Origin of the sequence: Actinomycetospora chiangmaiensis DSM 45062 (assembly GCF_000379625.1) — a bacterium.
GTDB classification, from domain to species: Bacteria; Actinomycetota; Actinomycetes; order Mycobacteriales; family Pseudonocardiaceae; genus Actinomycetospora; species Actinomycetospora chiangmaiensis.
The window spans coordinates 156,645-182,891 of sequence record NZ_KB903247.1 but is presented as its reverse complement, the minus strand read 5'-3'; the positions used below and the strand labels follow the sequence as shown (position 1 = coordinate 182,891).

Sequence of the window (26,247 nt, the reverse complement as noted above, 5' to 3'; positions counted from 1 at the left end):
TCCGCTGTGGGCCGAGGACGGTTGACAGATCACGGGTCCGACTCCATAGAGTCCTTCGTAGCCATCCCGAGCGGCCGAGAGACCTGGCTCCCTGACGCCGCAGCAACCCCCCGCATCCCGCGGGCGAGGGTGCTCATGCCAGGACCGATGGAGGACCCATGCGCACGGACCGGGACGTCGTCCTGCGCTGTGAGCACCGCGGGAGCTACCGCCGCCACGTCGACCTGCAGCGGGTCGCGAGCGCGGTCTGTCCGGGCTGACGCCCCCGAGCAGACCCCTCCCCCTCCATCGCAGGAGCGCAGTACCCCCATGCCTGGATCCCCCCTGCCCTTGCACGTCGCCGTCGCCCTCGACGGCGCGGGCTGGCACCCCGCCGCCTGGCGCGAGCCCGGCGCCCGACCCACCGAGCTGTTCTCCGCCCGCTACTGGACCGACCTCGTCCGCACCGCGGAGCGCGGTCTGCTCGATTTCGTCACGATCGAGGACTCCCTCGGTCTGCAGTCCGGTGACCACCTCGCCGCGCCCGAGCGCCGCACCGACCGCGTGCAGGGTCGGCTCGACGCCGAGCTCATCGCCGCGTTCGTCGCGCCGCTGACCAGCCGGATCGGGCTCGTCCCGACGGTCACCACCACGCACACCGAGCCCTTCCACGTCGCGTCGGCGCTGGCCACGCTCGACCACGACTCCCGCGGCCGCGCCGGCTGGCGCGTGCAGACCTCGGTGCGGCCCGACGAGGCAGCCCACTTCGGGCGCCGCTCGATCCCCGGCCTGCGCCGTGACCAGCTGCACACCCCGGAGGCGGAGGCGCTGGTCGCCGAGCTGTTCGGCGAGGCCGCGGACGCGATCGAGGTGGTCCGGCGGCTCTGGGACTCCTGGGAGGACGACGCCGAGATCCGCGACGCCGCCACCGGGAAGTTCCTCGACCGCGCCAAGCTCCACCACGTCGACTTCGTCGGCGACCGGTTCTCGGTCCGCGGCCCGTCGATCGTGCCGCGGCCGCCGCAGGGCCAGCCGCTGGTCGTCTCGCTCGGGCACGGCGACGAGCCCTACCGCCTCGCCGCGCGGGGCGCCGACGTCCTCTTCGTCACCCCGCACGACGTGCACCAGGCCCGCGGCATCGTCGGACGGGTCCGCGAGATCGAGACGGAGGTGGGCCGGGACGAGCCGCTCCGGGTCCTCGCCGACCTCGTCGTCGTCCTGGCCCCCACCCGAGAGGAGGCCGACGAGCGCCTCGCCCGCCTCGACGCGACCGACCCGCTGACCAGCGACGCCGCGATCCTCGCGACCACGCCGTCCGCCCTCGCGGACCTGCTCGTCTCCTGGCAGGAGGCGGGCCTGGACGGGTACCGGCTCCGGCCCGCCGTCCTGCCGACCGACCTCGACCACATCGTCGACCGCCTCGTGCCCGCGCTGCAGGAGCGGGGCGCGTTCCGGACCGCCTACGTCGGGTCGACCCTGCGCGAGCGCTTCGGGCTGCCGCGTCCCACCAGCCGTTACGCGACCGTCGGGAGCCCCGCGTGAGCCAGCCGGACCGACCCCGCAAGCAGATCGTGCTGGGGGCCTACTTCCCCGGCGTCAACCACGACACCGTGTGGAGCGACCCGGCCTCGGGGAGCCACATCGACTTCGCCTCGTTCGAGCACTGGGCGCGCACCGCGGAGCGCGGGAAGCTCGACCTGCTGTTCCTGGCCGAGGGTCTGCGCATCCGCACCCGCGGCGAGGACTTCTTCGACCAGGACGTGGTCGGCCGCCCCGACACGTTCACCGTCCTCGCCGCGCTGGCCGCCGTCACCGGGCACATCGGGCTCGCGGGCACGATCAACTCGACGTTCAACGAGCCCTACGAGCTGGCCCGGAAGTTCGCCACGCTCGACGTGCTCTCCGGCGGCCGAGCCGCGTGGAACGTCGTGACCAGCTCCGACGCGCCCACCGGCGAGAACTTCCGCCGCGGCGGCTACCTCGGGCACCACCAGCGCTACGAGCGGGCGGGCGAGACCCTCGCCGCGGTCCGCGCACTGTGGGACTCCTGGGGGTCGGACGCACTCGTCGCCGACCCGTCGTCGGGAACGTTCCTGCGCGACGGCCACGTCGGCGACTTCGAGCTCCACGGGAACCAGTTCGACATCGCCGGCCGCTTCACCGTGCCGCGCAGCCCGCAGGGTCACCCGGTGATCCTGCAGGCCGGGGAGTCCCCGGCGGGCCGCGACTTCGCGGCCGCGAACGCCGACGCGATCTTCTCGCGCTACCAGAAGTTCGACGAGGCACGGGCGTTCTACGACGACGTGAAGGCCCGGGTCGCGAAGGCCGGCCGCAACCCCGACGAGGTGCGGATCCTGCCGTCGGCGGCGGTCGTCCTGGGTGACACCGAGGCCGAGGCGCGTGAACGGCACGCCGAGATCCACGACCGCCAGGTCGATCCCTGGACCGCGATCGTGCTCGCCGAGATGGTGTGGAACCGCGACCTCTCGGGCTTCGACCCCGACGGTCCGGTCCCGGACGTCGAGCCCACGCCCGAGGCTCCGACCTGGATCCGCGGGCGCGCTCCGCTGACCCAGGACGCGCACGCGACCGCGAAGGCGTGGCGGGAGATCTCGACCGCCCGCGGGCTCTCCCTGCGCGAGACGGTCAAGCACGTCTTCGACCGCGCCGTGTTCGTCGGCACCCCGGAGCACGTCGCCGACGAGATCGACCGCTACGTCCGGGCCGACGCCTGCGACGGCTTCATCCTCGGCTCCCACGTGAGCCCGACCGGCCTCGACGAGATCGTCGAGAAGGTCGTCCCGATCCTCGCCGCGCGCGGGGTGTTCCGCACCGAGTACGAGGAAGGCACCTTGCGCGAGAACCTCGGGCTGGCCCCACCGGCCCGCTTCGGCGAGCGTCGTGCGGCGACCTCCGCGGGGGTGGCCTCGTGAAGCGGTCCGTCCTCCCCGCCTTCCTGGTGGCGGGCCTGCTCACGCTGGCGGCGTGCAGCGGCGGTGGTGGCCAGGGCCAGGACGCGGGCCCGCCCCGCCCGGGTGGTGACCTGGTCTTCGCGGTGTCCAGCGACGCCGGGTGCGCCGACCCGCAGCAGGTCGGCAGCAACGACTCCATCTACTCGATGCGCCAGATCGTCGACTCGCTGACCGACCAGGACCCGAAGACGGGTGACATCAAGCCCTGGCTCGCGACGTCGTGGTCGTCCAACCCACAGGCCACCGAGTGGACCTTCCAGCTCCGGTCGGGCGCCACGTTCTCCGACGGCACCCCGGTCGACGCGAACGCGGTCAAGGCGAACTTCGACCGCGTGCCGTCCCTGGGCGCCCGCGGCACCCTGCCGAAGGGCTACCTGGCGGGCTACCAGGGCACGACGGTGACGAGCCCGACGTCGTTCACCGTGCGGTTCGCGCAGCCCAACGTGCAGTTCCTGCAGGGCACGTCGACCCACAGCCTCGGGCTGCTCGCACCGTCGAGCGTCGCGCAGACCGACGACCAGCGCTGCGCCGGGGTGATCGGGTCCGGGCCGTTCGTGCTGCAGTCCTACGCCAAGAACCAGAACACCGTGCTCACGAAGCGGGCCGGCTACTCCTGGGGCTCCTCGCTGTTCACCCACCCCGGCGAGACCTACCTCGACATGGCCGAGTTCCGGGTGGTCCCGGAGTCGGGCGTGCGCACCGGCAGCCTGCAGTCCGGCGAGGTCGACGCGATCGCGAGCATCGGCCCGCAGGACGAGGCGCCGCTCTCGGGCGCCGGCATCGACCTGCCTTCGCGGGCGAACCCGGGCACGCCGTTCGGCATCGTGTTCAACCTGGCCACGCCGCTCGGGGCGGACCCGGCGGTCCGCGAGGCCGTGTCGGCCGCGATCAACCGGCATGAGGTCGTGTCGGCGGTCTACACCTCGCAGACGAAGCCGGCGACCTCCGCGCTCGCGTCGACGACACCGGACTACGCCGACCAGTCCGCGCTGCTCGCCTTCGACCCGAACCGGGCGAACCAGGTCCTCGACGCCGCCGGCTGGGTCCGGGGCGCCGACGGGATCCGGGCGAAGGGCGGGACCCGGCTCTCGGTCCCGCTGTCCTACGCGCCGGTCATCGCGACGAACCGGCCGGCCCTGGAGCTGCTCCAGCAGCAGCTGCGGGCGGTGGGGATCGACCTGCAGATCCAGGAGGTCCCGGTCGCGAACCTCGCGGCCGTCCAGCAGAGCGGGCAGTTCACCGCGGCCTGGGGCAACATCAGCCGCGCCGACCCGGACATCCTGCGCTCCCAGTACGGCAGCGGTGGCTCGAACTTCTACCGCTTCCCGGCCGGCACGCCGGTCGACGCCCTGCTCTCCGCCCAGGCCGGCACGCTCGACCCGGGCCAGCGGGCGCAGATCGTCGCGCAGGCCCAGCAGCAGCTCGTCGGCCAGCACCTGGTGATCCCGGTCGCGGAGCTGACCACGACGCTCGCCGTGGGCCCGAACGCGCACGACGTCGCGTTCGACGCCTCGTCGCGCATCCAGCTCCACGACACCTGGAAGTCGGCGTCGTGATCTATCCGGCGAGACGACTCGGGTTCGCCGTCCTGGTCCTCTGGGCGGCGTACACCGTGTCCTTCGCGGTGCTCTTCCTGCTGTCCGACCCCGTGGCGACGCTGGTCGCCCGGGCGTCGGACGGCGCGTCGGTGACGCCGGCCGACCTGGCGGCGCTGAAGGCCCGTTACGGCTTCGACCAGCCGCTGGTCGTGCAGTACCTCGAGCGGCTGGGCGCCGCGGTGCGGGGCGACCTCGGGACGTCCTTCGTCAGCGGCCAGCCCGTCGGCGCGACGATCGCCGACGCGCTGCCGCCGACGCTGCAGATCGCGACGGCGGGCCTCGTGCTCGCCGTCGTGTTCGGCGCCGGGGTCGCCCTCGTCGCCACCTACACGCGGCACCGCTGGCTCGCGCAGACCCTCATGGGGCTGCCGTCGCTGGCGGTGTCGCTGCCGGTGTTCTGGGTCGGGCTGATGCTGGTGCAGCTGTTCTCGTTCCAACTCGGCTGGCTGCCCGCCGTCGGGGCGCGCGGGCCGGAGGCGCTGATCCTGCCCGCCGTCACCCTGGCCCTCCCCACGGGCGCGCTGATCGCGCAGGTGCTCGTCAAGAGCATGTCGACGGCGCTCGCCGAGCCGTACGTGACCACCGCGCGGGCCAAGGGGGTGGGCCCGGTCGCGGTCCACCTCCGCCACGCGCTGGGCAACGCGGCGATCCCGGCGCTGACCGTGCTCGGGTACGTGGCGGGCAACCTGCTCGCGGGGACCGTCGTCGTCGAGACCGTGTTCACCCGCCCCGGCCTCGGCCGCATCACGGTGGAGGCCGTCGCCGACCAGGACGTCCCGCTCGTGCAGGGTGTCGTGCTGTTCGCGGCGGTCGTGTTCGTCGTGGTGAACCTCGTGGTCGACCTGATCTACCCCCTGCTCGACCCCCGCGTCACCCAGGCGGTGCCCGCATGACCGACCTCCTCGATCCCCGGGCCACGACGGCGCAACCGGCGCCGCCCCCGACGTCGGGAACGTCTCCCGGGACGGGCCGCGCCCGGCTCGGCCGGTTCCTGCGACGCCGTCCGGGGCTCGTCGTCTCGGTCCTCGTGATCGTGTTCGTGCTGGTCTCGGCGGTGTTCCCGGCGGTGTTCGCCCCGGGCGACCCGAACCTCGCGATCCCGCGACAGCGCTCGCTGCCGCCGGGGCCCGGGCACTGGTTCGGCACCGACTACCTGGGCCGCGACATGTGGACCCGCGTGGTCCACGGCACCTCCCTGTCGCTGCAGGCGACCCTGACCGCCGTGGCGGTCGCGCTCGTCGTCGGCGGGCTGATCGGGCTGCTGGCGGGCTTCGTCGGGGGCTGGGTCGACGAGGTGCTCATGCGCGTGGTCGACGTGCTCCTCGCGATCCCGCCGATCCTGCTGGCCCTCGCGCTGATCGCGGCGCTCGGGTTCGGCACGACGAACGTGGCGATCGCGGTGGGCATCGCGAGCGTCGCGCAGTTCGCCCGCGTGATGCGGGCGGAGACGTTGCGGGTGCGCGGCACCGTGTACGTGGAGGCGGCGCGGGCGGTCGGCACCCGGTGGTGGGTGTCGTTAGGTCGCCACGTGCTGCCCAACGCCGCCGGCCCGGTCCTGGTGCTCGCGGTGCTCGAGTTCGGGCTCGCGATCCTCGCGGTGTCCTCGTTGTCGTTCCTGGGCTACGGGGCCCCGCCGCCGGCGCCGGAATGGGGCTCACTCGTGGCCGAGGGTCGCAACTACCTGGCGACCTCCTGGTGGATGTGCGCCATGCCCGGCCTGACGATCGCCGCGACGGTGCTCTCGGTCAACCGCGTCTCCAAGGCGCTCGACGGCGAGTGGGGGCGGGACCGATGAGCCTGCTGAGCGTGACCGACCTGCAGGTCGACTACCGGGTCGCCGGTGGGACCGTCGAGGCCCTGCGCGGGGTCGACCTCGAGGTCGCGGCCGGCGAGGTCGTCGCGGTCGTCGGGGAGTCCGGCTCCGGGAAGTCGACGTTGGCCCAGGCCGTGATCGGGCTGCTCGCCGGGAACGGCGCGGTGCGCGCCGGGAGCGTCGCGCTCGACGGGGAGGAGCTGCTCGGCCGTTCCGAGAAGGCCCTGCGCGCGGTGCGCGGGGCCCGGATCGGGCTCGTGCCGCAGGACCCGGGCGTCTCGCTCAACCCGGTGCAGAAGGTCGGCCGACAGGTCGCGGAGGTGCTGCGGGTCCACGCCCTGGCCGACCGTCGCTCCGCTCCGGCGCGCGCCGTGGAGCTGCTGGAGCGGGCGGGCATCCCGGACGCCGCCGTCCGCGCCGGCCAGTACCCGCACGAGCTCTCGGGCGGGCTGCGGCAGCGGGCGCTCATCGCGGTAGCGATCGCCGCGTCGCCTGCCCTGCTGATCGCGGACGAGCCGACCAGCGCGCTCGACGCGACGGTCGCGCGGCAGATCCTCGACCACCTCGAGGACCTGCGGGCCGCGACCGGCAGCGCGTTGCTGCTGGTCACCCACGACCTCGGGGTCGCGGCCGACCGCGCCGACCGGATCGTCGTGATGTCGCAGGGACGCATCGTCGAGCAGGGCCCGACCGCGGAGATCCTGGAGCGGCCGACCCACCCGTACACGCGGGAGCTGCTCGCCGCGGCACCCGGGCTCGCCGACGTGGACGCCCTGCCGCCGGTCGCCGCGAGCGGGACGCCGATCGCCGAGGTGCGGGACCTGGTGAAGGACTTCCCGCTGGCGCGGGCGCGCGGATCGTGGCGGCGGGAGCACCTGCGCGCGGTGGATGGCGTGTCGTTCACGATCGCGCGCGGCGAGACGCTGGCGCTCGTCGGGGAGTCCGGGTCGGGGAAGTCGACGACCGCACGGCTCCTGCTGCGCCTCGCGGACCCGACGTCGGGACAGGTGTTCCTCGACGGCGAGGACGTGACGACGGTGCGCGGTGCGGCCTGGCGCGACCTGCGCCGCCGGGCCCAGCTCGTCTATCAGAACCCCTACGCTTCGCTCGATCCCCGCTTCGCCGTGCGGGAGGTGATCACCGAACCGCTGCGGGCGTTCGGGGTGGGCACCCGCGAGGAGCAGGCGACGCGCGCGGCCGAGCTGGTCGACCGGGTGGCGTTGCCGGCCGCGATGCTCGACCGCAAGCCGGTGGAGCTCTCCGGCGGGCAACGGCAACGGGTGGCGATCGCCCGGGCGCTCGCGCTCTCCCCCGACCTCGTGGTGTGCGACGAGCCGGTGTCGGCCCTCGACGTGTCGGTGCAGGCCCAGGTGCTCGACCTGCTCCACGAGCTGCAGGAGCGCGACGGGCTCGCCTACCTGTTCATCTCGCACGACCTCGCGGTGGTCCGCCGGGTCGCCCACCGGGTCGGCGTGATGCAGGGCGGGAAGTTGCTCGAGCTGCGGCCCACGGGCGAGCTGTTCGACGCCCCGCACCACGAGTACACCCGGACCCTGCTCGGCGCGATCGCCGGTCAGCGTGTGCCTGCGGCTCGTGAGCACTAAATGGGGCTATAGCACCGATAAGTGCTCACGAGCAGGCTTGCACCCGTGGACGACGAGCTGCGCGCGGTCCTCGACCTCGAGCTCCGGCTGCTCGACCTCGAGGTCCGGCGCTCCCCGGAGCTCGCGGGCCCGCTCATCGACCCGGACTTCCGCGAGTACGGGGCGTCCGGGCGGGTGTGGGACCGCGACGCGGTGCTGGGCGTGGAGTTCGGCCCCGACCACGAGCCGCTGGTCGTCTCCGACGAGGCGGCGGTCCGCCTCGCGGACGACGCCGTGCTCGTGACCTACCGGACCCGTCGTCGGGAACGGACCGTGCTGCGGAGCTCGGTCTGGCGCCGGGAGCCCGGCGGGCCGTGGCGCGTGCTCTTCCACCAGGGCACGCCGGTCCCCGCACAGAAGTAGCGCATCCGAACGCACAGGCCTCGAATCCGCGACGTCTCACCGCCGCCGGGACGCGCCGGGACCACTCCGCGGGCGGCGTTGACCCGCCGCCGCCCGCGGAGGACGGTGGAGGTCGTGCCGTTCCTGACGCGTCGGCGTCACATCGACCTCGAGCGGGTCTGCTCCGCGACCTGAGGTGGGCCCTGTGCCCGCCCACCCGTCGTCGTTCGCCCCTGGAGTAGAGCCGTGCCCGTCGAGTTCCTCGGTATCGCCGCCACGAACGACGGATCGGAGACGGGGGCCCGCAGCGGCCCCGCCTTCGACCCGGACTACACCCTGCGCCTCGCCCGCGCCCACCGCGACAACGGCTGGGACCGGGTGCTCACCGCCTACGGGTCGGGCAGCCCCGACCCGGCGCAGGCCGCCACCTACATCCTCGACCACGTCGAGGGCCTGCAGCTGCTGGTCGCCCACCGGCCCAACCTGTCGATCCCCACCTTCGCGGCGAAGACGTTCGCGACGATGGACGCGATCAGCGGCGGCCGCGTCACCGTCCACGTCATCACCGGCGGCAGTGACCACGAGCAGGCCCGCGAGGGCGACCGTCTCTCGAAGGACGAGCGCTACGGCCGCACGCGGGAGTACATGCAGATCCTCAAGCAGGCGTGGACCCGGACGGCGCCGTGGGACTACGCGGGCGAGCACTACGCCTTCGAGGACTTCGTCGCCGACGTCCGCCCGCTCCAGTCACCCCGGCCGAACCTGAGCTTCGGCGGGTCGTCGACCGCGGCCTACGCCGTGGGGAGCGCGGAGGCCGACATCTACGCGCTGTGGGGCGAGCCGCTCGCCGACACCGCGGAGCAGATCCGCACCGTGCACGCGGCGGCGCGGGCCGCCGGTCGCACGACGATGCCTCGCATCCAGGTCGCGTTCCGCCCGATCCTCGGCGCCACCGAGGAGGCGGCCTGGGAGAAGGCGTACGCGACGGTGGCGCGGATCGAGGAGCGGACCCAGGGCGGGTCGGTGCCGCTGACCAACCGGCACCGGCTGCAGAACCCGGAGAACGCCGGCTCGCAGCGCCTGCTCGCCGTCGCGGCCCGGGGCGAGCGCTTCGACCGCGCGCTGTGGACGGTCACCGCGAAGGCGACCGGGGGCGGCGGGAACTCGAACGCGCTGGTCGGGACGCCGGAGACCGTCGCGGCGGCGCTGGTGGACTACTGGGACCTCGGCGTCGACATCATGTCGGCGCGCGGGTACGACCTGCTCGCCGACGCCGAGGAGTTCGGCCGCGAGGTCATCCCGCTGGTCCGCGCCGAGGTCGCGCGCCGCGAGGCCGACGGCCGGCCCCGCCAGGTGGCGTAGCCCCGTGAGCGGAAAGTGGGGCTATAACCCCACTTTCTGCTCACCTGCGCGCAGCGCACCTGCGCGCCCGGCGTCGTCGGTGCCCCACAGCGTCGTCGACACCTCACGGCGCACCAGCGGGATGACCTCCTCCGCGAACCGGGCGAGGACCTCCTGCTGCTCGCCGTGGGGCAGCACCGGGTTGATCGACACCGACTGCAGGTCGTGGCGGTAGGCCTTGTGGTAGTCGAGGATCTTCTCGGCCACCCGCTCCGGGGTCCCGACGAGCGCGGGGCCGTGGGCGACGGCGTCCTCGATCGTCGTGAACGACATCGTCTTGCCCTTGCGCGGGTCGTCGGCGTGCGCCGCAGCGAGCTTCGCCGCCATCGCCTCGTAGATCGGCCGGTACTGCCGCACCGCCTGCTCGTCGGTCGCCGCGAGGTAGAGCCCGCCCGAGCCGGAGCCGACATAGCCGACGGCGGGGTCGTGGCCGTGCTCGACGAGCTTCTCGCGGTACCGGTCGATGAGGACCAGGTAGGCCTCGCGGGGCTGCAGGGCGTTCGCCGTCATGAGCGGGTCGCCCCAGCGGGCGGCCAGGTCGACGGCGTCGGTCGAGGTCGCCGACCCGTGCCAGATGCGGAAGGGGCCGTCGAAGGGGCGCGGGTGCGTGGTGATGTCGTGGAGGTCGGCGTGGTGGACGCCCGTCCAGTCCACGTGCTCCTCGCGGAGCAGTCGCCGGAGCAGCTCGTAGTTCTCCCGGAGGTACTCGTACTGCTTGCCGATCTCGAGGCCGAACATGCCGAAGTGCCGGTCCTCGTTGCCCTTCCCGACGACGATCTCGAGACGGCCCCCGGAGAGCTGGTCGACCGTCGCGTAGTCCTCCGCCACACGGACCGGGTCGAGCAGGGAGAGGACCGTGACCCCGGTCGAGAGCAGGATCCGGTCGGTGGCCTGCGCGAGCGCCCCGAGCAGCACGGTCGGCGACGAGGACAGGAAGTCGCCCGCGTGCCGCTCCCCCACCGCGTAGGAGTCGAAGCCGAGCGCCTCGGCGTGCACCGCGGTCGAGACGACCCGGTTCAGGCGCTCGTGCGCCGAGAGGATCTCGCCGGTGACCGGGTGCGGGAGGTGCGGGACGATGTCGAGGACTCCGAAACGCATGGACGTGCCTTCCTGACGGCGGGGGTGGCGGGGTCGGGGACCCGGCGACAGCCCTGCGCCGTCACGCGGAGGAGATCCACGTGACGGCGGCGCGTCAGGACGGGACGAGGCACGGTTCGAGCGTCAACCGTCGCCCGGTCGGGTGTCAAGCGCCTACCGGTCGCAGCCGGGCAGCCCCTCCCGGTTCCCGACGGCGAGCGGGTCGAGATCCCGCGGGTCGGGCGTTGGCACCCAGCGGCCGTCGCGCTGCGCGTAGGTCCAGCCCGGGCCGCGGGCGACGAGCTGCGCCACGGCCGCGATCAACCGCTCGACGTCGTCCGCCGTGCTCGCGAGGCCGAGGCTCGCCCGCACGGCGTCGCGGCCGCCGGTGAGGCGGTCGAGCAGCGGGTGGGCGCAGAAGCGGCCGTCGCGCACCCCGATGCCGTGCTCGGCGGACAGGGCCGCCGCGACGAGCCCCGACGGGAGGGACCCCACCTCGAACGACACGACCGCCACCTGGTCCGGGGCGTCCTCGAAGCACGCCAGGAGCCGCACGCCGGGCACGTCGGTGAGGCCCGCGCGCAGCCGGGTGGCGAGCTCCCGCTCGTGCGCGGGCACCACGCTGTCGATCACCGGCTCGAGTGCCCGGCACGCGGCGGCCAGCGCGACGGCGCCGAGCAGGTTCGGGGTGCCGCCCTCGTGGCGCTGGGGCGCGGGCAGCCACGCCGTGTCGGTCTCCCCGTCGGCGACGGCGACCGACCGGACCGCACCCCCGCCCGCCAGGTGCGCGGGCGCGACGTCGAGGCAGTCCCGCCGTCCGACGAGGACCCCGACGCCGTACGGGGCGTACAGCTTGTGCCCGGACAGGGCGAGGTAGTCGGCCCCGAGGGCGGCGAGGTCGACCCGGCGGTGCGGCGCGAGCTGCGCGGCGTCGACGGCGACCCGGGCCCCGGCGGCGTGCGCGAGCTCGACGATCGCGGTCAGGGGCAACGTCTCGCCGGTGACGTTGGAGGCGCCGGTGACCGCGACGAGGGCCGGGCGGTGGGCCTCGATGCCGGCCCGCAGCGCGCCGAGCGTCGCCGCGACCGACCCGCGCGCGGCCACCACGTGGTGGGCGGTGTGCCGCCAGGCGAGCAGCGTCGCGTGGTGCTCGAGGTCGAGGGTGAGCACCGGGCCGGGCACGGCCCGCGCGAGCAGGGCGAACGCGTCGGTGGTGTTGCGGGTGAACACGACGACGTCGTCCTCCCGCGCCCCGAGGAACCGGCCGACGGTCTCCCGGGCCGACTCCAGCAGCGAGGTGCAGACCCGCGAGGTGTAGCCCGCACCGCGGTGGACGCTCGCGTAGTAGGGCAGGACCTCCGCGACGTGGTCGGCGACGGACTGCAGCGGCGGCGCGCTGGCGGCGGCGTCGAGATCGGCGTACCGGACGCGGCGCCCGTCGACGAGCGGGACCTCGAGGTCCGCACCGACGGTCGGGGGCAGGGCAGGGCGCAGGACGGCAGTCATGACGGTTCTCCGTGACCGTCGGGGACCCGACGGTGCGGGTCCGCGCTTGCCGGATCGCGGGTGTCGCGCCGGCCGGGTCATCACCCGGAGCACCCCGCCGCGGAGGAGGGTTGCCGACCAGCGAGCCGGGGCTTGACGCTGGTACTCGTGACCTGGTCGAGGACGCTAACACGGCCGCCCGCTCCCGCACCCCGGTGATCCGCTCCACGACCTCGGCGCAATCCGGGGTCGGCGGGGTCGACCGGGACCATGATCACGTCGAGGGGACCGTCCTGGCTGTTCCGGAGATCGACATCAGCCATGACCGTCCCCTCGACGTGATCATGGTCCGACCGGGTCGGCGGCCCCGTCCCTGGTCCGCGAACCCGGGCGTGATCGTCGGCGACCGTGACAGCCACGGACCGCGGACGACCCGGTGGCGACGCGTCGTACCGCCCGCGGTGTGGTTCCCTGCTCTGCCATGAGGTGGACCTGGCCCCGGCTCGCGGCGACCGCCGCGGGCGTGTTCCTGACGGCGGGTGCGGCGACCGTCCTCGCGGTGGTGCTCTCGACGTCGGGGGCGGCGCCGGTCCAGCCGCCGGCCGCCGTGCTGCCGGCGGCGGGCGCGCCGATCGTCCCGGCGGGGGTGGCCCCGCCGACGACGGCGGCAGCGGCTCCGCTCGCCGAGGACGCACCGGACCCGACGACCGTCCGGGCGCCCCGGGCGGCGGCACCCGCCGACGACGGAGCGCGCGCCGCGCCCCGACCCGCCGTCGGCAACGGGTCCGGCGACGACGGACCGGGGCAACCGGGCCCGCCGGGGCAGGACAAGGGCAAGGGCCCGAAGGGCGACAACGGCAACGGGAACGGCAACGGCAAGGGGCACGGCGGGGGCGGTCACGGGCGGGGCGACTGAATATTCCGCCCCCCGGGCGGACGTTGCTCACCTGCACGCACGGCGCGACGGTGGTTACGGTGGCGAGGTGATCGTGCTCGTGTCGCGCCGCTGGCTCGACGGCGTCGGCTCGCCGCCCGGGCTGTAGTTCCCCTTCAGTCCTGCGATCCCGGAGGACCGACAGGGAGGACACCCGGTGGACGCCCCCACCACGACCGTGCTGGACGACCCGCTGCGCGCCGCACTCGACGGCCCGCAGGCCCATCTCGCGGTGCGCCGCGGCGACGCCGTGCGCTACCACCCCGACGTCGGCCCGTTCCTCGCGCCGCCGCGCTCGCCGCAGGAGTGGCAGGACGCGGCCACGCTCGGCGACGTCATGGTGGTCCGCACGTCCGGGCCGCTCGACGTGCCCGCCGGCTGGACCCTCGAGCGGGAGCTGCCGGGCGTGCAGATGGTGCTCGACGACGCCGTCCCCACGCCGACCGCGCCCGACCCGCAGCTCGTCCTGCTCGACGACACCGACGTCGACGCCATGCTCGCGCTCGTCGGCCGCACGAAGCCCGGCCCGTTCGCCCGGCGCACCCGGGAGCTGGGCGTCTACCTGGGGATCCGCGACGACCTGCTGGGGCTCGTCGCGATGGCCGGCGAGCGGATGCACGTCCCCGGCGCCTGCGAGATCAGCGCCGTGTGCACCGACCCGGCCGTGCGTGGCCAGGGTCTCGCCACCCGGCTCATCCTCGCCGTCGCGGCGGGTATCCGGGCCCGGGGGGAGACCCCGTTCCTGCACGCCAGCGCCGACAACACGACCGCCATCTGGCTCTACGAGCAGCTCGGATTCCGCCTGCGTGCCCGGCCCTCGTTCGTCGCCGTCCGCGCTCCGTCGCACGCTACGTCTCCGGAGGAGACATGACCTTCCACCTCGCCGTCGCCCTCAACGACACCGGCTGGCACCCCGCCGCCCCACCCGGCGACGTGCTCGAACCGGACTTCTGGGTGTCGCAGATCCAGGAGGCCGAGCGCGGCCTGGCCACCCTGGTCACCCTCGAGGACGGCTTCGCGCGCCCCGGTCTGGACTCGGTGCTCATCGCGCTGCGGGCCGGGCCCGTGACGTCGCACGTCGGGCTGGTGCCGACCGTGGTCGCCACCCACACCGAGCCGTTCCACGTCTCGACGCAGATCGCGACGCTGGACTGGGTCACCGCGGGCCGCGCCGGCGAGCGGATCAAGGTGTCCGCGGACCCGGCCGAGGCCGCCCTGTTCGGCCGCCGCGACCCGTCGTCGGAGAGCCGCGAGACGCTCTTCGACGAGGCGGTCGACCACGTCGAGGTGCAGCGCCGGCTGTGGGACTCGTGGGAGGACGACGCCGAGATCCGCGACGCCGCGACCAACCGCTTCGTCGACCGGGAGAAGCTGCACTACATCGACTTCGTCGGCTCGCACTTCGCCGTCCGCGGCCCGTCGATCACGCCGCGCCCGCCGCAGGGGCAGCCGATCGTCACCGCGCTCGCGCACGTCGACACCGCCTACCGGCTCGCCGCCCGCTGCGCGGACCTCGTGTTCACCACGCCGGACGGCGTCGGCCGCGACGGGCCCACCGGGGACGCGGCGACGACGCTGCGCGGGGTGCGGTCGGCGGAGGCGGAGGTCGGGCGCGACCAGGGAGCCCAGGTTCTCGGCGACCTGATCGTCTTCCTCGACGACGACGCGACCGCTGCGAGCACCCGGTGGACGCGGCTCGACGGCGAGCGGACCCTGCGCTCCGACGCGGACGTCTTCGCCGGCACCGCGGAGCAGCTCGCCACCAAGCTCGAGGGCTGGGCCGCCGCCGGCCTCGACGGGGCACGCCTGCGGCCCGCCGTCGCCGACCACGACCTGCCCCGCATCACCCGTGACCTCGCGCCCGAACTCGCCCGGCGCGGCCTGACCCGCACCGCCTACGAGGCGGACACCCTGCGGGGCCTGCTCGGCCTCGCGAAGCCTGCCGACCGCTACGCAGGAGTGCAGTGATGACCCAGAAGAAGCAGATCCACCTCGCCGCGCACTTCCCGGGCGTCAACAACACGACCGTCTGGAGCGACCCGGCGTCGGGCAGCCACATCGAGTTCGAGTCGTTCCGGCACTTCGCGCAGTCCGCCGAGCGGGGCCTGTTCGACTTCCTGTTCCTCGCCGAGGGCCTGCGCCTGCGCGAGCAGGGCGGGAAGATCTACGACCTGGACGTCATGGGGCGCCCGGACAACCTGTCGATCCTGCAGGCGATGGCGGCGGTGACGCAGCACGTCGGGCTCGCGGGGACGGTCAACTCGACGTTCAACGAGCCGCTCGACGTCGCCCGCAAGCTCGCCACGCTGGACTACCTCTCCGGCGGGCGTGCGGCCTGGAACGTCGTCACCAGCTGGGACGAGTTCACCGGCGAGAACTTCCGTCGCGGCGGCTACCTGCCCAAGGAGAAGCGCTATCTCCGGGCGAAGGAGATGCTCGACGTCGCCAAGCAGCTGTGGGACACCGACGGCGGCGACTTCGACATCCACACCGACCAGTTCGACATCACCGGCCGGTTCCCGATCCCGCGCAGCCCCCAGGGCCACCCGGTGATCATCCAGGCCGGCGACTCGGAGGAGGGTCGCGAGTTCGCGGCGAGCTCCGCCGACGCCATCTTCACGCGGCACGGCGAGAAGCAGGCCGGCATCGAGTTCTACGTCGACGTCAAGGGCCGGCTGGCGAAGTTCGGCCGCCGCGAGGAGGACCTCAAGATCCTCCCGGCCGCGACCTTCGTGCTCGGCGACACCGAGGACGAGGCCGCCGAGAACGCCCGCGAGGTCCAGTACCAGCAGGTCTCCCCCGCCACGGCCATCGCGTTCGCCGAGCAGGTGTGGAACCGCGACCTCTCCGACGTCGACCCGGACGGCCCGGTGCCGAGCTTCGACCCGGTGACCGAGAACGACGTGGACTCGGGGCAGCACTTCTCCCGCGGACGCGCGAGCGTGCGCCAGTACCGGGACCCGGTCGCGACCGCGCAGGAGTGGCGGGAGCTCGGCGAGGCCAAGGGCTGGTCGCTGCGCGAGGTCGTCATCGCGAAGAACGGCCGGCACACCTTCGTCGGGACGCCGCAGCGGGTGGCCGACACGATCGACGACTTCGTGCAGTCGAACGCGTCGGACGGCTTCGTCCTTGTCCCCCACATCACGCCGGGCGGGATGGACCCGTTCGTCGACCAGGTCGTGCCGCTGCTGCAGGAGAAGGGGTCGTTCCGCACCTCCTACGAGGGCACCACGCTGCGGGAGAACCTGGGGCTGGCGCCGGTGCGGGCCCTCTCGCAGTCGTGAGCGGGCTCCTCGACCTCGTCGGCGGCACGCCGCTGGTGTCGCTGCGGCACAGCGGCGTGCTGGCCAAGCTCGAGTACCTCAACCCGGGCGGTTCGGTGAAGGACCGGGCGGCCCTGTCGATGGTGCTCGCCGCAGAGGCCTCGGGCGCCCTGCGGCCCGGCGGCACGATCGTCGAGGGCACCAGCGGCAACACCGGGCTGGGGCTCGCGCAGGTCGCGGCCGCGCGCGGCTACCGCATGGTGTGCGTACTGCCGGACAAGACCGCCGTCGAGAAGCTCGACGCGCTGCGGGCGTACGGCGCGGAGGTGGTGCTGACCCCGTCGGCGCTGCCGAAGGAGCACCCGGACCAGGTCGTCGCGTACGCCGCCCGGATCGCGCGGGAGACCGACGGTGGCTGGTGGGCCGACCAGTACGGCAACCCGGCCAACCCGGCGGTCCACGTCCGGACGACGGGTCCGGAGATCTGGGAGGCGACCGAGGGCCGGATCACGCACTTCGTGGCGACCATCGGCACCGGCGGCACGATCTCCGGGACCGGACGGTTCCTCAAGGAGGCCTCGGACGGCCGGGTGCAGGTGATCGGCGCCGACCCCGTGACGTCGTCCTACAACGGCGGCGACGGCTCGCCGTTCGCGATCGAGGCGGCCGGGCACTACGTGCACCCCCAGACCGTGAACGACCCGTGGCCCGACTCCTACCACCGCGACGTCGTCGACGCCGTCGTCGCGGTGCCGGACCGGTCGTCGATCGAGGCGTGTCGGATGCTCGCGAGGACCGAGGGGCTGCTGGTCGGCGGGTCGTCGGGCACGGCGTTCGCGGTGGCCCGGGGAGTGAGCGGGGACTGCGTCGTCGTGCTGCTTCCCGACTCCGGGCGCGCCTACCTGTCGAAGTACCACTCGGACACGTGGTGCCGACGGCAGGGCTTCCTCGACGGCGAGCTGTCGGCGTTCGTCGCGGACGTCGTCTCCGTGCCCGTGGGGACGCCGGTCGCCGAGGCGCGGCGGGTGCTGGAGTCGAGCGGGCAGCCGGCGCTCCCGGTGGTGCTCGCCGGGCGGACCGACCGCTTCCCGCCCGCCGCGGGTGAGGTGCTGGCGCTGCTGACGGCGTCGCAGCTGACCGGCTCCGGGACGGTGGGGCCGGCTCCTGCCCCGCCGGTCGGGCTCGGTGTGGGCGAGTCGGTGGCCGACGCGCTGGAGCGTCTTCCCGACGGCGGGGTCGCGCACCTGGTCCGCGACGGCCGGCTGGCCGGCGTCGTGACCCGGAGTGCGCTCCGCGCACGTGAGCACTCAGTGGGGCTATAGGCCCACTGAGTGCTCACCTGGCGGAGCCACACGACGTACGGTCCCCGCCGTGACGGAGCGACCCGACAAGCACGACCCGTCGTCGTGCCGGCTGGAGACGCAGGCGGTGCACGGCGGCAACGCCGTCGACCCCGGGACGCGGGCGATCCGCACGCCCCTGGTGATGGCGAACTCGTACGCGTTGCCGGAGGACCCGTCGTCGCTGTCGTGGTCGGGGTTCGACACGCCGCTGTACACCCGGAACTCCGGGGTCAACCAGATCGCGCTGCAGCACAAGCTCGCGGCCCTGGAGCACGCCGAGGACGCGGTGGTGCTCGCGTCCGGGGTCGCGGCGCTGCACGGGGTGTTCTTCAGCCTGCTGCGCACCGGCGACCACGCCGTGATCTCCGACGTGACGTACGAGGCGACGTTCCGGCTCTTCCGCGACATCCTGCCCGCCCGCTACGGGGTGACCGCGACGTTCGTCGACACCTCCGACCCCGCCGCCGTCCGCGCGGCGATCCGGCCGGAGACGAAGCTCGTGCACACCGAGGTGGTCGCGAACCCCACGACTCGCGTGTGCGACATCCCGGCGGTCGCCGCGATCGCGCACGAGGCGGGCGCGCTGCTCTCGGTGGACTCGACGTTCACCCCGCCGCCGCTCTACCGGCCGCTCGAGCACGGCGCGGACCTCGTCGTGCACTCGCTGACGAAGTTCGTCAACGGCCACGGCGACGCGATGGGCGGCGCCGTCCTCGGGGCGACGGAGCTGCTCGACCCGATCCGGGCCGACGTCATGATCGACGTCGGCGGGGTCATCTCGCCGTTCAACGCCTGGCTGATCGCGCGCGGGGCGATCACGCTGCCGCTACGACTGCGGCAGCACCTGGCGTCGGCGCAGCGGATGGCGGAGTTCCTGACGACGAGGCCCGAGGTCGCCTACGTCGCGTACCCCGGCCTGCCGTCGCACCCGCAGCACGACCTCGCGACGCGCCTGTTCGACGGCGATCCGCCCGGCGCCGTCATGGCCTTCGCCCTGGACGGCGACGCCGACACGCAGAACCGGTTCGTCGCCGACCTGCGCGTCATCACCTCCGCGGTGTCGGTGGGGCACGACGAGTCGCTGATCGTGCACGTCGGCCCGGACGGGCCACGAGCCGCCCACTGGCCCGAGGAGTTCCGCCGCTACGGGCACCTGCGGCTCTCAATGGGCCTGGAGGACCCGGAGGATCTGATCAGCGATGTGCGCTCCGCGCTCGTGAGTACTTTTCCGCGTTCTGACACGGATTAGTGCTCACGGGCGGAGCGCCTCCCAGTTGCCGTGCCCGATCGCGTCCTTCTCGGCGTCGGTGAGGTCGGACTCCTCCAGGAAGCGCCGGGCGGCGCCGCCGGAGTTGTCGATGAAGGGGTGGTCGACCGCCGTCATGACCCGCTCGACCCCGACCAGCTCGATCGTCCACCGCAGCAGACGCGGCACCGTCAGGCCGCTGCCGGTGTAGGAGACGTTCTCCCGGAAGTAGTCGGCGACCGGCCGCCGCAGGTCGGTGCCGAAGCGACCGGACACCGCGGAGATGCGGTCGAGGAAGAACAGCACGACCTCACCCCAGTGCCCGATCACGAGCTGCAGCTCCGGGTGCCGGTCGAACGCCCCCGAGAGGATCAGCCGCAGGACCTGTATGCCGGTCTCGTAGTGCCAGCCGATCGCCGCGCTCGCGAGGGCGGAGTCGGTCGCCGGGTCGAAGCCCGTGTAGTAGGCGTCGCGCACCTCGTCGACCGGCTGGTGCGGGTGCACGTAGATCGGGGCGCGCAGCTCGGCGGCGGCCGCCCAGATCGGCTCGTTGCGCGGGTCGTCCAACCGCACCGGCCCCGTCCGGCCGTGGATCATCGCGCCGGCGAGGCCGAGGTCGGTCACCGACCGCCGCAGCTCGGTCGCCGACGCCTCCGGGTCCGGGGTGGGCAGCGTGGCGAACGCGTCGAAGCGGTCGGGGTGGGCCGCGACGGCCTTCGCGATCGCGTCGTTGGCGCGCCGGGCGAGCGGCACGGCCCGCTCCGCCTCGAGGTTCTGCACGCCGGGGGCGGTGAGCGACAGGACCTGGACGTCGATGCCCGCGTCGTCCATCGCGGCGAGGCGGCCCTCCCCCACGTCGAGCAGGGCCTCACCGGCCACCTCCATCATCCCGGCCACGTCCGCCCGCTCGCGGTCGCTGCCCGGCGCGGTCCGCCACGCCTCGGCGACCTCGGACACCGCGATGTGCTCCTCCAGAGCAATGAGCTTGCGCATGCTCACCATCGTGCTCCCGACGATGTGGGGACGCTGCGTGGGTAGGGCTGTCCCCCCTCGAGAACGGGGGTCCTCCCCGGCAGACCCGGGGGTTCGCACGATCGTTGCGGGGACCCGATCGCGACAGGCTTCTCCCATCACCGAATCGGGGTCGACGAGGCCCCGGGAGACCGAGGAGCCCCCCGATGACCACGAACATCGACCCCCGCGCCGCCCGCCCGAACCACCCGCAGCAGCACTTCATGCGGGAGCCGCACCGACCCTTTCCGCCGCAGCCGCCCCTCGGTGGGCAGGCTCCCTTCGCGCCGCAGGGCTTCGCCGGCCGGCAGTTCGGCGGCCCGGTCCCGCCGCCGTCGTCGTCACCACTGCCCAGGAAGCGCCCGATCGCCGGCAAGATCATCGCCGGGCTCGTCGCCGCCGGTCTGGTCGTCGGCGGTGCCGGCGCCTGGTACACGCTGTCGGGTTCCACGCCCACCGTGCAGGCCACCAGCTTCGCCGGGGCCGACCCGACCACCGCACCGTTCGGCACCGACCACGCGGAGGTCGCCACCGTCGCCGCCACCGGCAACCAGCCCGGCGACACCACCGGTCTCTTCGCCACCACCGACCCGGCCAGCTGCGACAGCGCCGCGTTCCTCCAGCAGCTCCAGGCCGACCCCGCGAAGCTCGCCGCCTGGGGCGGGGTGTTCGGCCTCGGCGCCGCCGACGTGCCCGCCTTCGTCAACTCGCTGTCGCCGGTCGTCCTCCGTGCCGCCACCAGCGTCACCGACCACCCGTTCCACCAGGGAGCCTTCGTCGAGGAGCCCGTCGTCCTCGCCCCGGGCACCGCCGTGCTCGTGAACTCGTACGGCGAGCCCACCGTCAAGTGCTTCAACGGCAACCCGCTCACCCCCGGCGCCCCCGCCCCCGAGGCGATCACGATCGTCCCCACCCAGCAGATCATCACCCAGTTCCACGTGACCACCATCGACAACAGCCACGTCGTGGTGATCGAGGGCAAGCCCGACCCCAAGCCGCACCCCGGCCCCAACAAGCCCGGCGGAACCACCACGCCCACCACCGGCAAGCCCGACCCGGTCCTCGTGCAGAAGGCCGACGAGGCGAACAAGCTCGCCGACCAGGCCCGCAAGGACGCCACCGACTCGCGGGACAAGGCCGACAGTCTGAAGATCAACGCCAAGGTGTTCCGGAGCGAGGCCGACCGCCTCGCCGGCCTCAAGACCGAGGCCGAGACCCGTGCCACGGCGGCGAACAACGCCGCGGCCGCGGCGCAGAAAGACCTGAGCGCCGCCTTCCTCGCCTTCCCGCCGAACCCCGCCCGCGTCCTCGAGGCCCAGGAACGGCTGGCGAAGGCCAGGTCCGAGCAGGTCAGCGCGGCCACGGCCCTCATCAAGGCCGGCAACGACGCCGTCAAGGCCGACCAGGAGGCCGACACCGCCGAGAGCCAGCTCAAGAACGCCGAGGCGAAGGCCCGGAACGACGAGAACGTCGCGAAGGTCGCCGAGGAGGCCGCGAAGAAGGCGAAGGACGCCGCCGAGGCCTCGGCGACCAAGCCCGCCACCGACCCCGCGAACAAGCTCGCCACCGACCCCGCCACCGATCCTGCGAACAAGGCTGCGGCTGATCCCGCGAACAAGGACGCGAACAAGGCCGCGACCGACCCGGCCGCCGGCGGCCCGAAGCAGCAGACCGTCGCCGGCGCCGACGGCGGGAAGGCACCGGTGAACCCGGCCAAGGGTGGCACCGCGAGCGTCTCCTGCCCCGCGGGCACCAGCCCGACGGTCTCGTCCGTCACCGACCCCGCCACGCAGTGCACCCCGAGCGCGGCGACGTCCGGGACCTCGGGCGCCGGGTCGACCTCGACCGGCTCGACGACGGGTACGACGGGCACGCAGGGCTCGACGGGCACGGGGAGCTCGACGGGCACGGGGAGCTCGACGGGCACGGGGAGCTCGACGGGCAGCGGGGAGTCGTCGGGATCGAGCAGCTCCGGCACCTCCGGGGCCACGAGCTCGGGGTCCTCGGGGTCCGGCTCGCAGGGCTCCTCCCAGAGCAACGGCAACTGAGCCCACCACGACGGAAGCCCGGCCCCACCCCTCCGGTGGGGCCGGGCTTTCCTGCGTGCGCTGCGCGCCTGTGAGCACTTTTCCGTGGCAGGACACGGAGAAGTGCTCACGGGCGCGGAGCGCACCCCCGGGTTGCGGTGCCGGGTCCGGTTCCGCACGATCGAGGCATGCTCCGGGGCTGGTGGTTCACGTGGCGTCGCCACGTGGATCTCATGTGCCTCGACGCGACGACCTGTCGGTAGGACAGAGCTGCCGGTGCCCCCGGCCGGATGCGCTTCGCCGACGTGATCGACCGCCGATTCGAGGGGAGGTGGGCTCCGCCTCCGTGAGCAGAAAGGGTCGCTAGGGCGACCGGAACTGCTCACCTGCGCGGAGCGCACACCATGACCATCGTCCCGCACTGGTTCCTGCCGACCTCCGGCGACGCACGCGGCATCGTCGCGCGCCGCCACGCCGACCGCGGCGACATCGGCGACGCCTCCCGCGGCGCCGACATCGACTACCTCGCCCAGGTCGCGCGCGCCGCCGAGCACCTCGGCTTCGTCGGGGTGCTGACGCCGACCGGGTCGTTCTGCGAGGACGCCTGGATCACGACGGCGGCGCTGCTCCGGGAGACCCGCCGGCTGCGCTACCTCGTCGCGTTCCGGCCCGGCGTCATCTCCCCCACCCTCGCCGCCCAGCAGGCGTCGACCTACCAGCGCATCTCCGACGGCCGGCTGATGCTCAACATCGTCACCGGCGGCGACGCCGTCGAGCAGCAGCGCTTCGGCGACTGGGCCGACCACGACGCGCGGTACGCCCGCACCGACGAGTTCCTGACGGTGCTGCGGGGCGCGTGGGGCGCGGAGCCGTTCGACTTCTCGGGCGAGCAGTACCGCGTCGTCGGGGCGTCCACCTACGCGCCGCCGGACCCGACCCCACCGATCTACTTCGGCGGCTCCTCCGACGCCGCCCTGCCCGTCGCCGCCCGCCACGCCGACGTGTACCTGACCTGGGGCGAGCCGCCGTCGGGGGTCGCCGAGAAGATCGGGCGGGTCCGCAAGCTCGCCGACGAGCTGGAGCGCCCGATCCGCTTCGGTATCCGGCTGCACGTCGTCGCCCGCGACACCTCCGAGCAGGCCTGGGCCGAGGCGCAGCGCATGCTCGACTCCCTCGAACCGGCCGCGATCGAACGTGCCCAGGCGGCGCTGCGCACGAGCCAGTCGGTCGGGCAGCAACGGATGCTCGCCCTGCACGGCGGCTCCACCGACTCGCTCGAGATCAGCCCCAACCTGTGGGCCGGGATCGGGCTGGTCCGCGGCGGGGCGGGGACGGCGCTGGTCGGGAGCCACGAGCAGGTGGCGGAACGGATCGCCGAGTACCACGAGCTCGGCATCGACGAGTTCGTGATGTCGGGCTATCCCCACCTCGAGGAGGCCTACCAGTTCGGCGAGGGTGTGCTGCCGCTGCTTCGGTGAGGACGAGGTCCCGGGCCGGCGCCGGGCCCCGCTCGACGCACGCGTCACGCGCACACTTCTCGAGGTCGGGCGAAGGGTCCCGTCGAGCCCTGCGCGTCGCGCGCACAACCTCGGAGGTCGGGCGAAGAGTGCGACCGACCCTGCGCGTCGGGCACACATCGGGTCGAGCGCCCGGGCCTCGTGGGAGCTGTCGCCCCGGGCCCGGGTCGGCGCACCGGGACTCGCGCGGCCGACCTTGCGCAGAGGCACGTAGTCGAGGACCAGTTGTGTGCGGGACGCGTCGGAGTCGACAGCACCGGTCGCCCGACGACCGAGCGGAATGTGCGCGCGACGCGTCGGAGTCGCGAGGACCGAACGCCCGACCGACCGTAATGTGTGTGCCACGCGCAGGGCTGCGCCACTGTGACGGACCCGGGTCGGACTCGACATCGGTTGCGCCCCACTGGTTGACTGACGCCATGGGCCAGCTCCTCGTGCGCCGTCTGCACGTCGACCTGTGCCGCGTGCCGGCGATGGGCTGTCGCCCCGCCCGCGCCCTCGTTTAGCGGGTCCGTCACCGCGGTGAACCCGCGCTGACCTCGGCGCGTACGTCGAGCGCCACCCCTGCACGTGCCGGCCCACGTCCCGTGGGCCGGTCCCCGCCTGATCTCACAGGAGAGACACCCAGCATGGCCATCAAGCCCAAGGAGACCGTCGTCCCGTTCCCCGTCCACGCGGAGGGGACCGGCGTCTACCAGACCCTCACCGCCGGCGGCGAGGGCGGCCACGTCTTCCACACCGACGCCTACCCGGCCTTCGGCGGCAAGGACTCGGCCCCGAGCCCGCTGTTCTACCTGCTCGGCGCCCTGACCTCGTGCAACCAGGTGACCGGCAGCATCGTCGCGAAGGACCTGGGCATCACCGTCACCAAGTGGACCTTCGACATCGTCGGTGACCTCGACACCGCCGTCTTCGTGGGCGGCGCCGAGGGCAACGCCAACTTCGACCGCGTCGAGGTGCGGGCGACGGTCGAGACCGACGCGACCGAGGAGCAGTTCGAGAAGTTCGTCTCGGAGGTCGCGCGCCGCTGCCCCGTGACGCAGATGTTCACGCGCAGCGGGCTCGAGTTCGACAACCAGTGGACCCGCGTCCCGGCGTCCGCCACGGTCTGACACACCCCGCGAACGGGCCGTTCGTCACGATCAACCGTGACGGACGGCCCGTTCGCGTCCAGCGCCCACGGGTGGTAGCCCGAGGTTCTCGCGCAGGGTGCGGCCGGGGTAGGGCGACCCGACGATGCCCCGCCGTCGGAGTTCGGCGAGCAGGCCGTCGACGACGAACTCGTGCCGGCGGGGATCGTCGAGCCCGTTCAGCGAGATGACGTCGAGGACCCCCGCCCGGAACCGTTCCTCGACCGCGTCGGCCAGCTGCTCGGGGGTGCCGGCGACGGTCCAGTGGCCGGTGTCCTGCGCCGCGATCACCAGCTCGCGCAGCGTGTCGCCGCGGGCCACCTGGCGGGAGAAGACCTCGACGCGTCCACGGCGCCCGTTGATCGAGGACAGCGTGGGGAGCAGGCTTTCGGGCACCGGCCGGTCGAGGGGCAGCTCGGCGAGGCGCGCGAGGAGGTCCGGACCGCCGCCGAGCATGTCGGCGACCTGCGCGCGGCCGCGCTCGAAGTCGATCGCCTCCCGTCGCTCGGCGACCAGGCGCTGCGCCTCGGCCTCGGTCGCCCCGTAGGTGGCGTGGAACGAGCTGAAGATCAGCGGCAGTCCGGCGGGTCGGCCCAGGGCGGCGGCGCGGGCCCGGATGCGCTGCGTGAAGTCCTGCGCGACGTCCAGCGTCGGGAGCGACGTGAAGACCACCTCGGCGTACCGGGCGCCGAGCTCGAGCCCCGCCGCCGACTGACCGGCCTGGATCTGGACGGGCCGGCCCTGGGGCAGCGGCGGCACGTTCAGCGGGCCTGCCACGGAGAAGAAGTCGCCGACGTGATCGATCGGATGCACGCGGTCCGGGTCGAGCACCGCTCGGCCGTCGGGTCCGAGAGTGAGCGCACCCGGCTCCCAGCTGTCCCACAGCGCGTTGACGATCTCCAGGGTCTCCGCCGCCCGGGCGTAGCGCTGCTCCGGGCTCGGCAGTTCGCCGGGACCGAAGTTCTCCTCCCCCAGCGCCGAGGTGACTAGGTTCCATGCGGCGCGTCCGTTGCTGACGTGGTCGAGGGTCCCGAACAGGCGCGCCAGGTTGAACGGGTGGTGGAAAGTCGTCGAGACCGTCGCGATCAGCCCGATCCGCGAGGTGACCTGGCTCAACGCCGACACGAACACCAGCGGTTCCTGCGCCCCGATCACGCCCTGGGCGCCGAAGCGCAGCAGGTCCGCGGTGAACAGCGCGTCGATGCCGGCCGCCTCGGCGAGTCCGGCCACCCGGATCGCCGTGTGAAGCGTCGAACGCGTCGGGTCGAGGGCGAGTTCGTAGGTTCCGTCGGTCCCACCGGCGTGGGTGACGGTCGCGAGCGTGCGGGGCACGGTTCTCCCGGGGGATGCGTCGACGGCGATCTGGCGGCGAGGAGCGGGCGACCTCAGCGACAGTGCTCGTCGAACGCGTGCCCGCGCCGCGAGGGCCAGAACGGCTCGAGGCGGGCGGGCACCTGCCCGAGTCT

Annotated in this window: 22 protein-coding genes and 2 riboswitches; of the genes, 18 read left to right on the top strand and 4 right to left on the bottom strand. The window is 73.6% G+C overall.

From position 1 onward, the window contains the following. Window positions 1-58: 58 nt before the first annotated feature. Window positions 59-154, top strand: a riboswitch (SAM riboswitch). A gap of 4 nt (window positions 155-158) precedes the next feature. The 9 genes from A3CO_RS40275 to A3CO_RS0127655 all read left to right on the top strand — a co-directional run bounded on the left by A3CO_RS40275 (window position 159) and on the right by A3CO_RS0127655 (window position 9,709). After that, window positions 159-260, top strand: coding sequence for a putative leader peptide (locus A3CO_RS40275; protein WP_018335517.1), 102 nt, complete (start codon window positions 159-161; stop codon window positions 258-260). Between the two features lie 49 nt (window positions 261-309). Beyond that, the gene (locus A3CO_RS39225) at window positions 310-1,521 is read left to right on the top strand and encodes an LLM class flavin-dependent oxidoreductase (protein WP_026205074.1); all 1,212 of its coding nucleotides are present in this window, start codon (window positions 310-312) and stop codon (window positions 1,519-1,521) included. Then, a complete protein-coding gene (locus A3CO_RS0127685) occupies window positions 1,518-2,912 on the top strand; it encodes an NtaA/DmoA family FMN-dependent monooxygenase (RefSeq protein WP_018335515.1) in 1,395 nt (464 codons plus the stop codon). The genes A3CO_RS39225 and A3CO_RS0127685 overlap by 4 nt, the downstream gene beginning before the upstream one ends. Next, a complete protein-coding gene (locus A3CO_RS0127680; protein WP_018335514.1) occupies window positions 2,909-4,507 on the top strand; it encodes an ABC transporter substrate-binding protein in 1,599 nt (532 codons plus the stop codon). The genes A3CO_RS0127685 and A3CO_RS0127680 overlap by 4 nt, the downstream gene beginning before the upstream one ends. After that, window positions 4,504-5,442 (top strand): ABC transporter permease, encoded by a 939-nt coding sequence (locus A3CO_RS0127675; RefSeq protein WP_018335513.1) that lies wholly within the window; start codon window positions 4,504-4,506, stop codon window positions 5,440-5,442. The genes A3CO_RS0127680 and A3CO_RS0127675 overlap by 4 nt, the downstream gene beginning before the upstream one ends. Further along, complete coding sequence (locus A3CO_RS0127670) at window positions 5,439-6,344, top strand: ABC transporter permease (protein ID WP_018335512.1); 906 nt, start codon at window positions 5,439-5,441, stop codon at window positions 6,342-6,344. The genes A3CO_RS0127675 and A3CO_RS0127670 overlap by 4 nt, the downstream gene beginning before the upstream one ends. Beyond that, complete coding sequence (locus A3CO_RS0127665) at window positions 6,341-7,966, top strand: dipeptide ABC transporter ATP-binding protein (protein ID WP_051086125.1); 1,626 nt, start codon at window positions 6,341-6,343, stop codon at window positions 7,964-7,966. The genes A3CO_RS0127670 and A3CO_RS0127665 overlap by 4 nt, the downstream gene beginning before the upstream one ends. A 45-nt stretch (window positions 7,967-8,011) precedes the next feature. Further along, a complete protein-coding gene (locus tag A3CO_RS0127660; protein ID WP_018335510.1) occupies window positions 8,012-8,368 on the top strand; it encodes a nuclear transport factor 2 family protein in 357 nt (118 codons plus the stop codon). 225 nt (window positions 8,369-8,593) lie between these two features. After that, window positions 8,594-9,709, top strand: coding sequence for an LLM class flavin-dependent oxidoreductase (locus A3CO_RS0127655; protein ID WP_018335509.1), 1,116 nt, complete (start codon window positions 8,594-8,596; stop codon window positions 9,707-9,709). A gap of 21 nt (window positions 9,710-9,730) precedes the next feature. Here the strand turns inward: A3CO_RS0127655 and A3CO_RS0127650 are convergent, their stop codons facing one another. Both A3CO_RS0127650 and A3CO_RS34660 read right to left on the bottom strand, forming a co-directional pair. After that, window positions 9,731-10,846 (bottom strand): LLM class flavin-dependent oxidoreductase, encoded by a 1,116-nt coding sequence (locus A3CO_RS0127650; RefSeq protein ID WP_018335508.1) that lies wholly within the window; start codon window positions 10,844-10,846, stop codon window positions 9,731-9,733. 153 nt (window positions 10,847-10,999) lie between these two features. Continuing rightward, on the bottom strand, window positions 11,000-12,331 hold the full coding sequence (locus tag A3CO_RS34660) for an aminotransferase class V-fold PLP-dependent enzyme (RefSeq protein ID WP_018335507.1): 1,332 nt from the start codon (window positions 12,329-12,331) through the stop codon (window positions 11,000-11,002). Between the two features lie 37 nt (window positions 12,332-12,368). Further along, window positions 12,369-12,484, bottom strand: a riboswitch (SAM riboswitch). Between the two features lie 307 nt (window positions 12,485-12,791). Here A3CO_RS34660 and A3CO_RS0127640 point away from each other — a divergent pair. The 6 genes from A3CO_RS0127640 to A3CO_RS0127615 all read left to right on the top strand — a co-directional run bounded on the left by A3CO_RS0127640 (window position 12,792) and on the right by A3CO_RS0127615 (window position 19,099). Continuing rightward, window positions 12,792-13,226, top strand: a complete 435-nt coding sequence (locus tag A3CO_RS0127640) for a hypothetical protein (protein WP_018335506.1) — start codon at window positions 12,792-12,794, stop codon at window positions 13,224-13,226. Between the two features lie 175 nt (window positions 13,227-13,401). Then, the gene (locus A3CO_RS0127635; RefSeq protein WP_018335505.1) at window positions 13,402-14,115 is read left to right on the top strand and encodes a GNAT family N-acetyltransferase; all 714 of its coding nucleotides are present in this window, start codon (window positions 13,402-13,404) and stop codon (window positions 14,113-14,115) included. Continuing rightward, window positions 14,112-15,212 carry an LLM class flavin-dependent oxidoreductase gene (locus A3CO_RS0127630; RefSeq protein ID WP_018335504.1) on the top strand — a complete coding sequence of 367 codons (1,101 nt, stop codon included), beginning with the start codon at window positions 14,112-14,114 and terminating at the stop codon, window positions 15,210-15,212. Before A3CO_RS0127635 ends, A3CO_RS0127630 begins: the two co-directional genes overlap by 4 nt. Beyond that, window positions 15,212-16,528, top strand: coding sequence for an LLM class flavin-dependent oxidoreductase (locus A3CO_RS0127625; protein ID WP_018335503.1), 1,317 nt, complete (start codon window positions 15,212-15,214; stop codon window positions 16,526-16,528). Before A3CO_RS0127630 ends, A3CO_RS0127625 begins: the two co-directional genes overlap by 1 nt. After that, window positions 16,525-17,829 carry a pyridoxal-phosphate dependent enzyme gene (locus A3CO_RS0127620; RefSeq protein ID WP_018335502.1) on the top strand — a complete coding sequence of 435 codons (1,305 nt, stop codon included), beginning with the start codon at window positions 16,525-16,527 and terminating at the stop codon, window positions 17,827-17,829. The genes A3CO_RS0127625 and A3CO_RS0127620 overlap by 4 nt, the downstream gene beginning before the upstream one ends. A 49-nt stretch (window positions 17,830-17,878) precedes the next feature. After that, entirely contained in the window at window positions 17,879-19,099 is a 1,221-nt protein-coding gene (locus A3CO_RS0127615) for a trans-sulfuration enzyme family protein (RefSeq protein WP_018335501.1), read from the top strand. A gap of 3 nt (window positions 19,100-19,102) precedes the next feature. On the opposite strand, the gene A3CO_RS0127610 is transcribed toward A3CO_RS0127615, so the two are convergent. Continuing rightward, window positions 19,103-20,089, bottom strand: coding sequence for an amidohydrolase family protein (locus A3CO_RS0127610; RefSeq protein ID WP_245561619.1), 987 nt, complete (start codon window positions 20,087-20,089; stop codon window positions 19,103-19,105). A 185-nt stretch (window positions 20,090-20,274) separates the two neighbouring features. Between A3CO_RS0127610 and A3CO_RS0127605 the strand changes: the two genes are divergently transcribed. The 3 genes from A3CO_RS0127605 to A3CO_RS0127595 all read left to right on the top strand — a co-directional run bounded on the left by A3CO_RS0127605 (window position 20,275) and on the right by A3CO_RS0127595 (window position 24,763). After that, complete coding sequence (locus A3CO_RS0127605; protein ID WP_026205072.1) at window positions 20,275-22,155, top strand: DUF6777 domain-containing protein; 1,881 nt, start codon at window positions 20,275-20,277, stop codon at window positions 22,153-22,155. Window positions 22,156-22,538: 383 nt separating this feature from the next. Beyond that, window positions 22,539-23,612: an LLM class flavin-dependent oxidoreductase gene (locus A3CO_RS0127600; protein WP_018335499.1), complete on the top strand. Its 1,074-nt coding sequence runs from the start codon at window positions 22,539-22,541 to the stop codon at window positions 23,610-23,612. 668 nt (window positions 23,613-24,280) lie between these two features. Next, the gene (locus A3CO_RS0127595; RefSeq protein ID WP_018335498.1) at window positions 24,281-24,763 is read left to right on the top strand and encodes an OsmC family protein; all 483 of its coding nucleotides are present in this window, start codon (window positions 24,281-24,283) and stop codon (window positions 24,761-24,763) included. Window positions 24,764-24,793: 30 nt separating this feature from the next. Here A3CO_RS0127595 and A3CO_RS0127590 read toward each other — a convergent pair whose 3' ends face one another. Continuing rightward, on the bottom strand, window positions 24,794-26,113 hold the full coding sequence (locus A3CO_RS0127590; RefSeq protein ID WP_018335497.1) for an NtaA/DmoA family FMN-dependent monooxygenase: 1,320 nt from the start codon (window positions 26,111-26,113) through the stop codon (window positions 24,794-24,796). Window positions 26,114-26,247 lie beyond the last annotated feature (134 nt).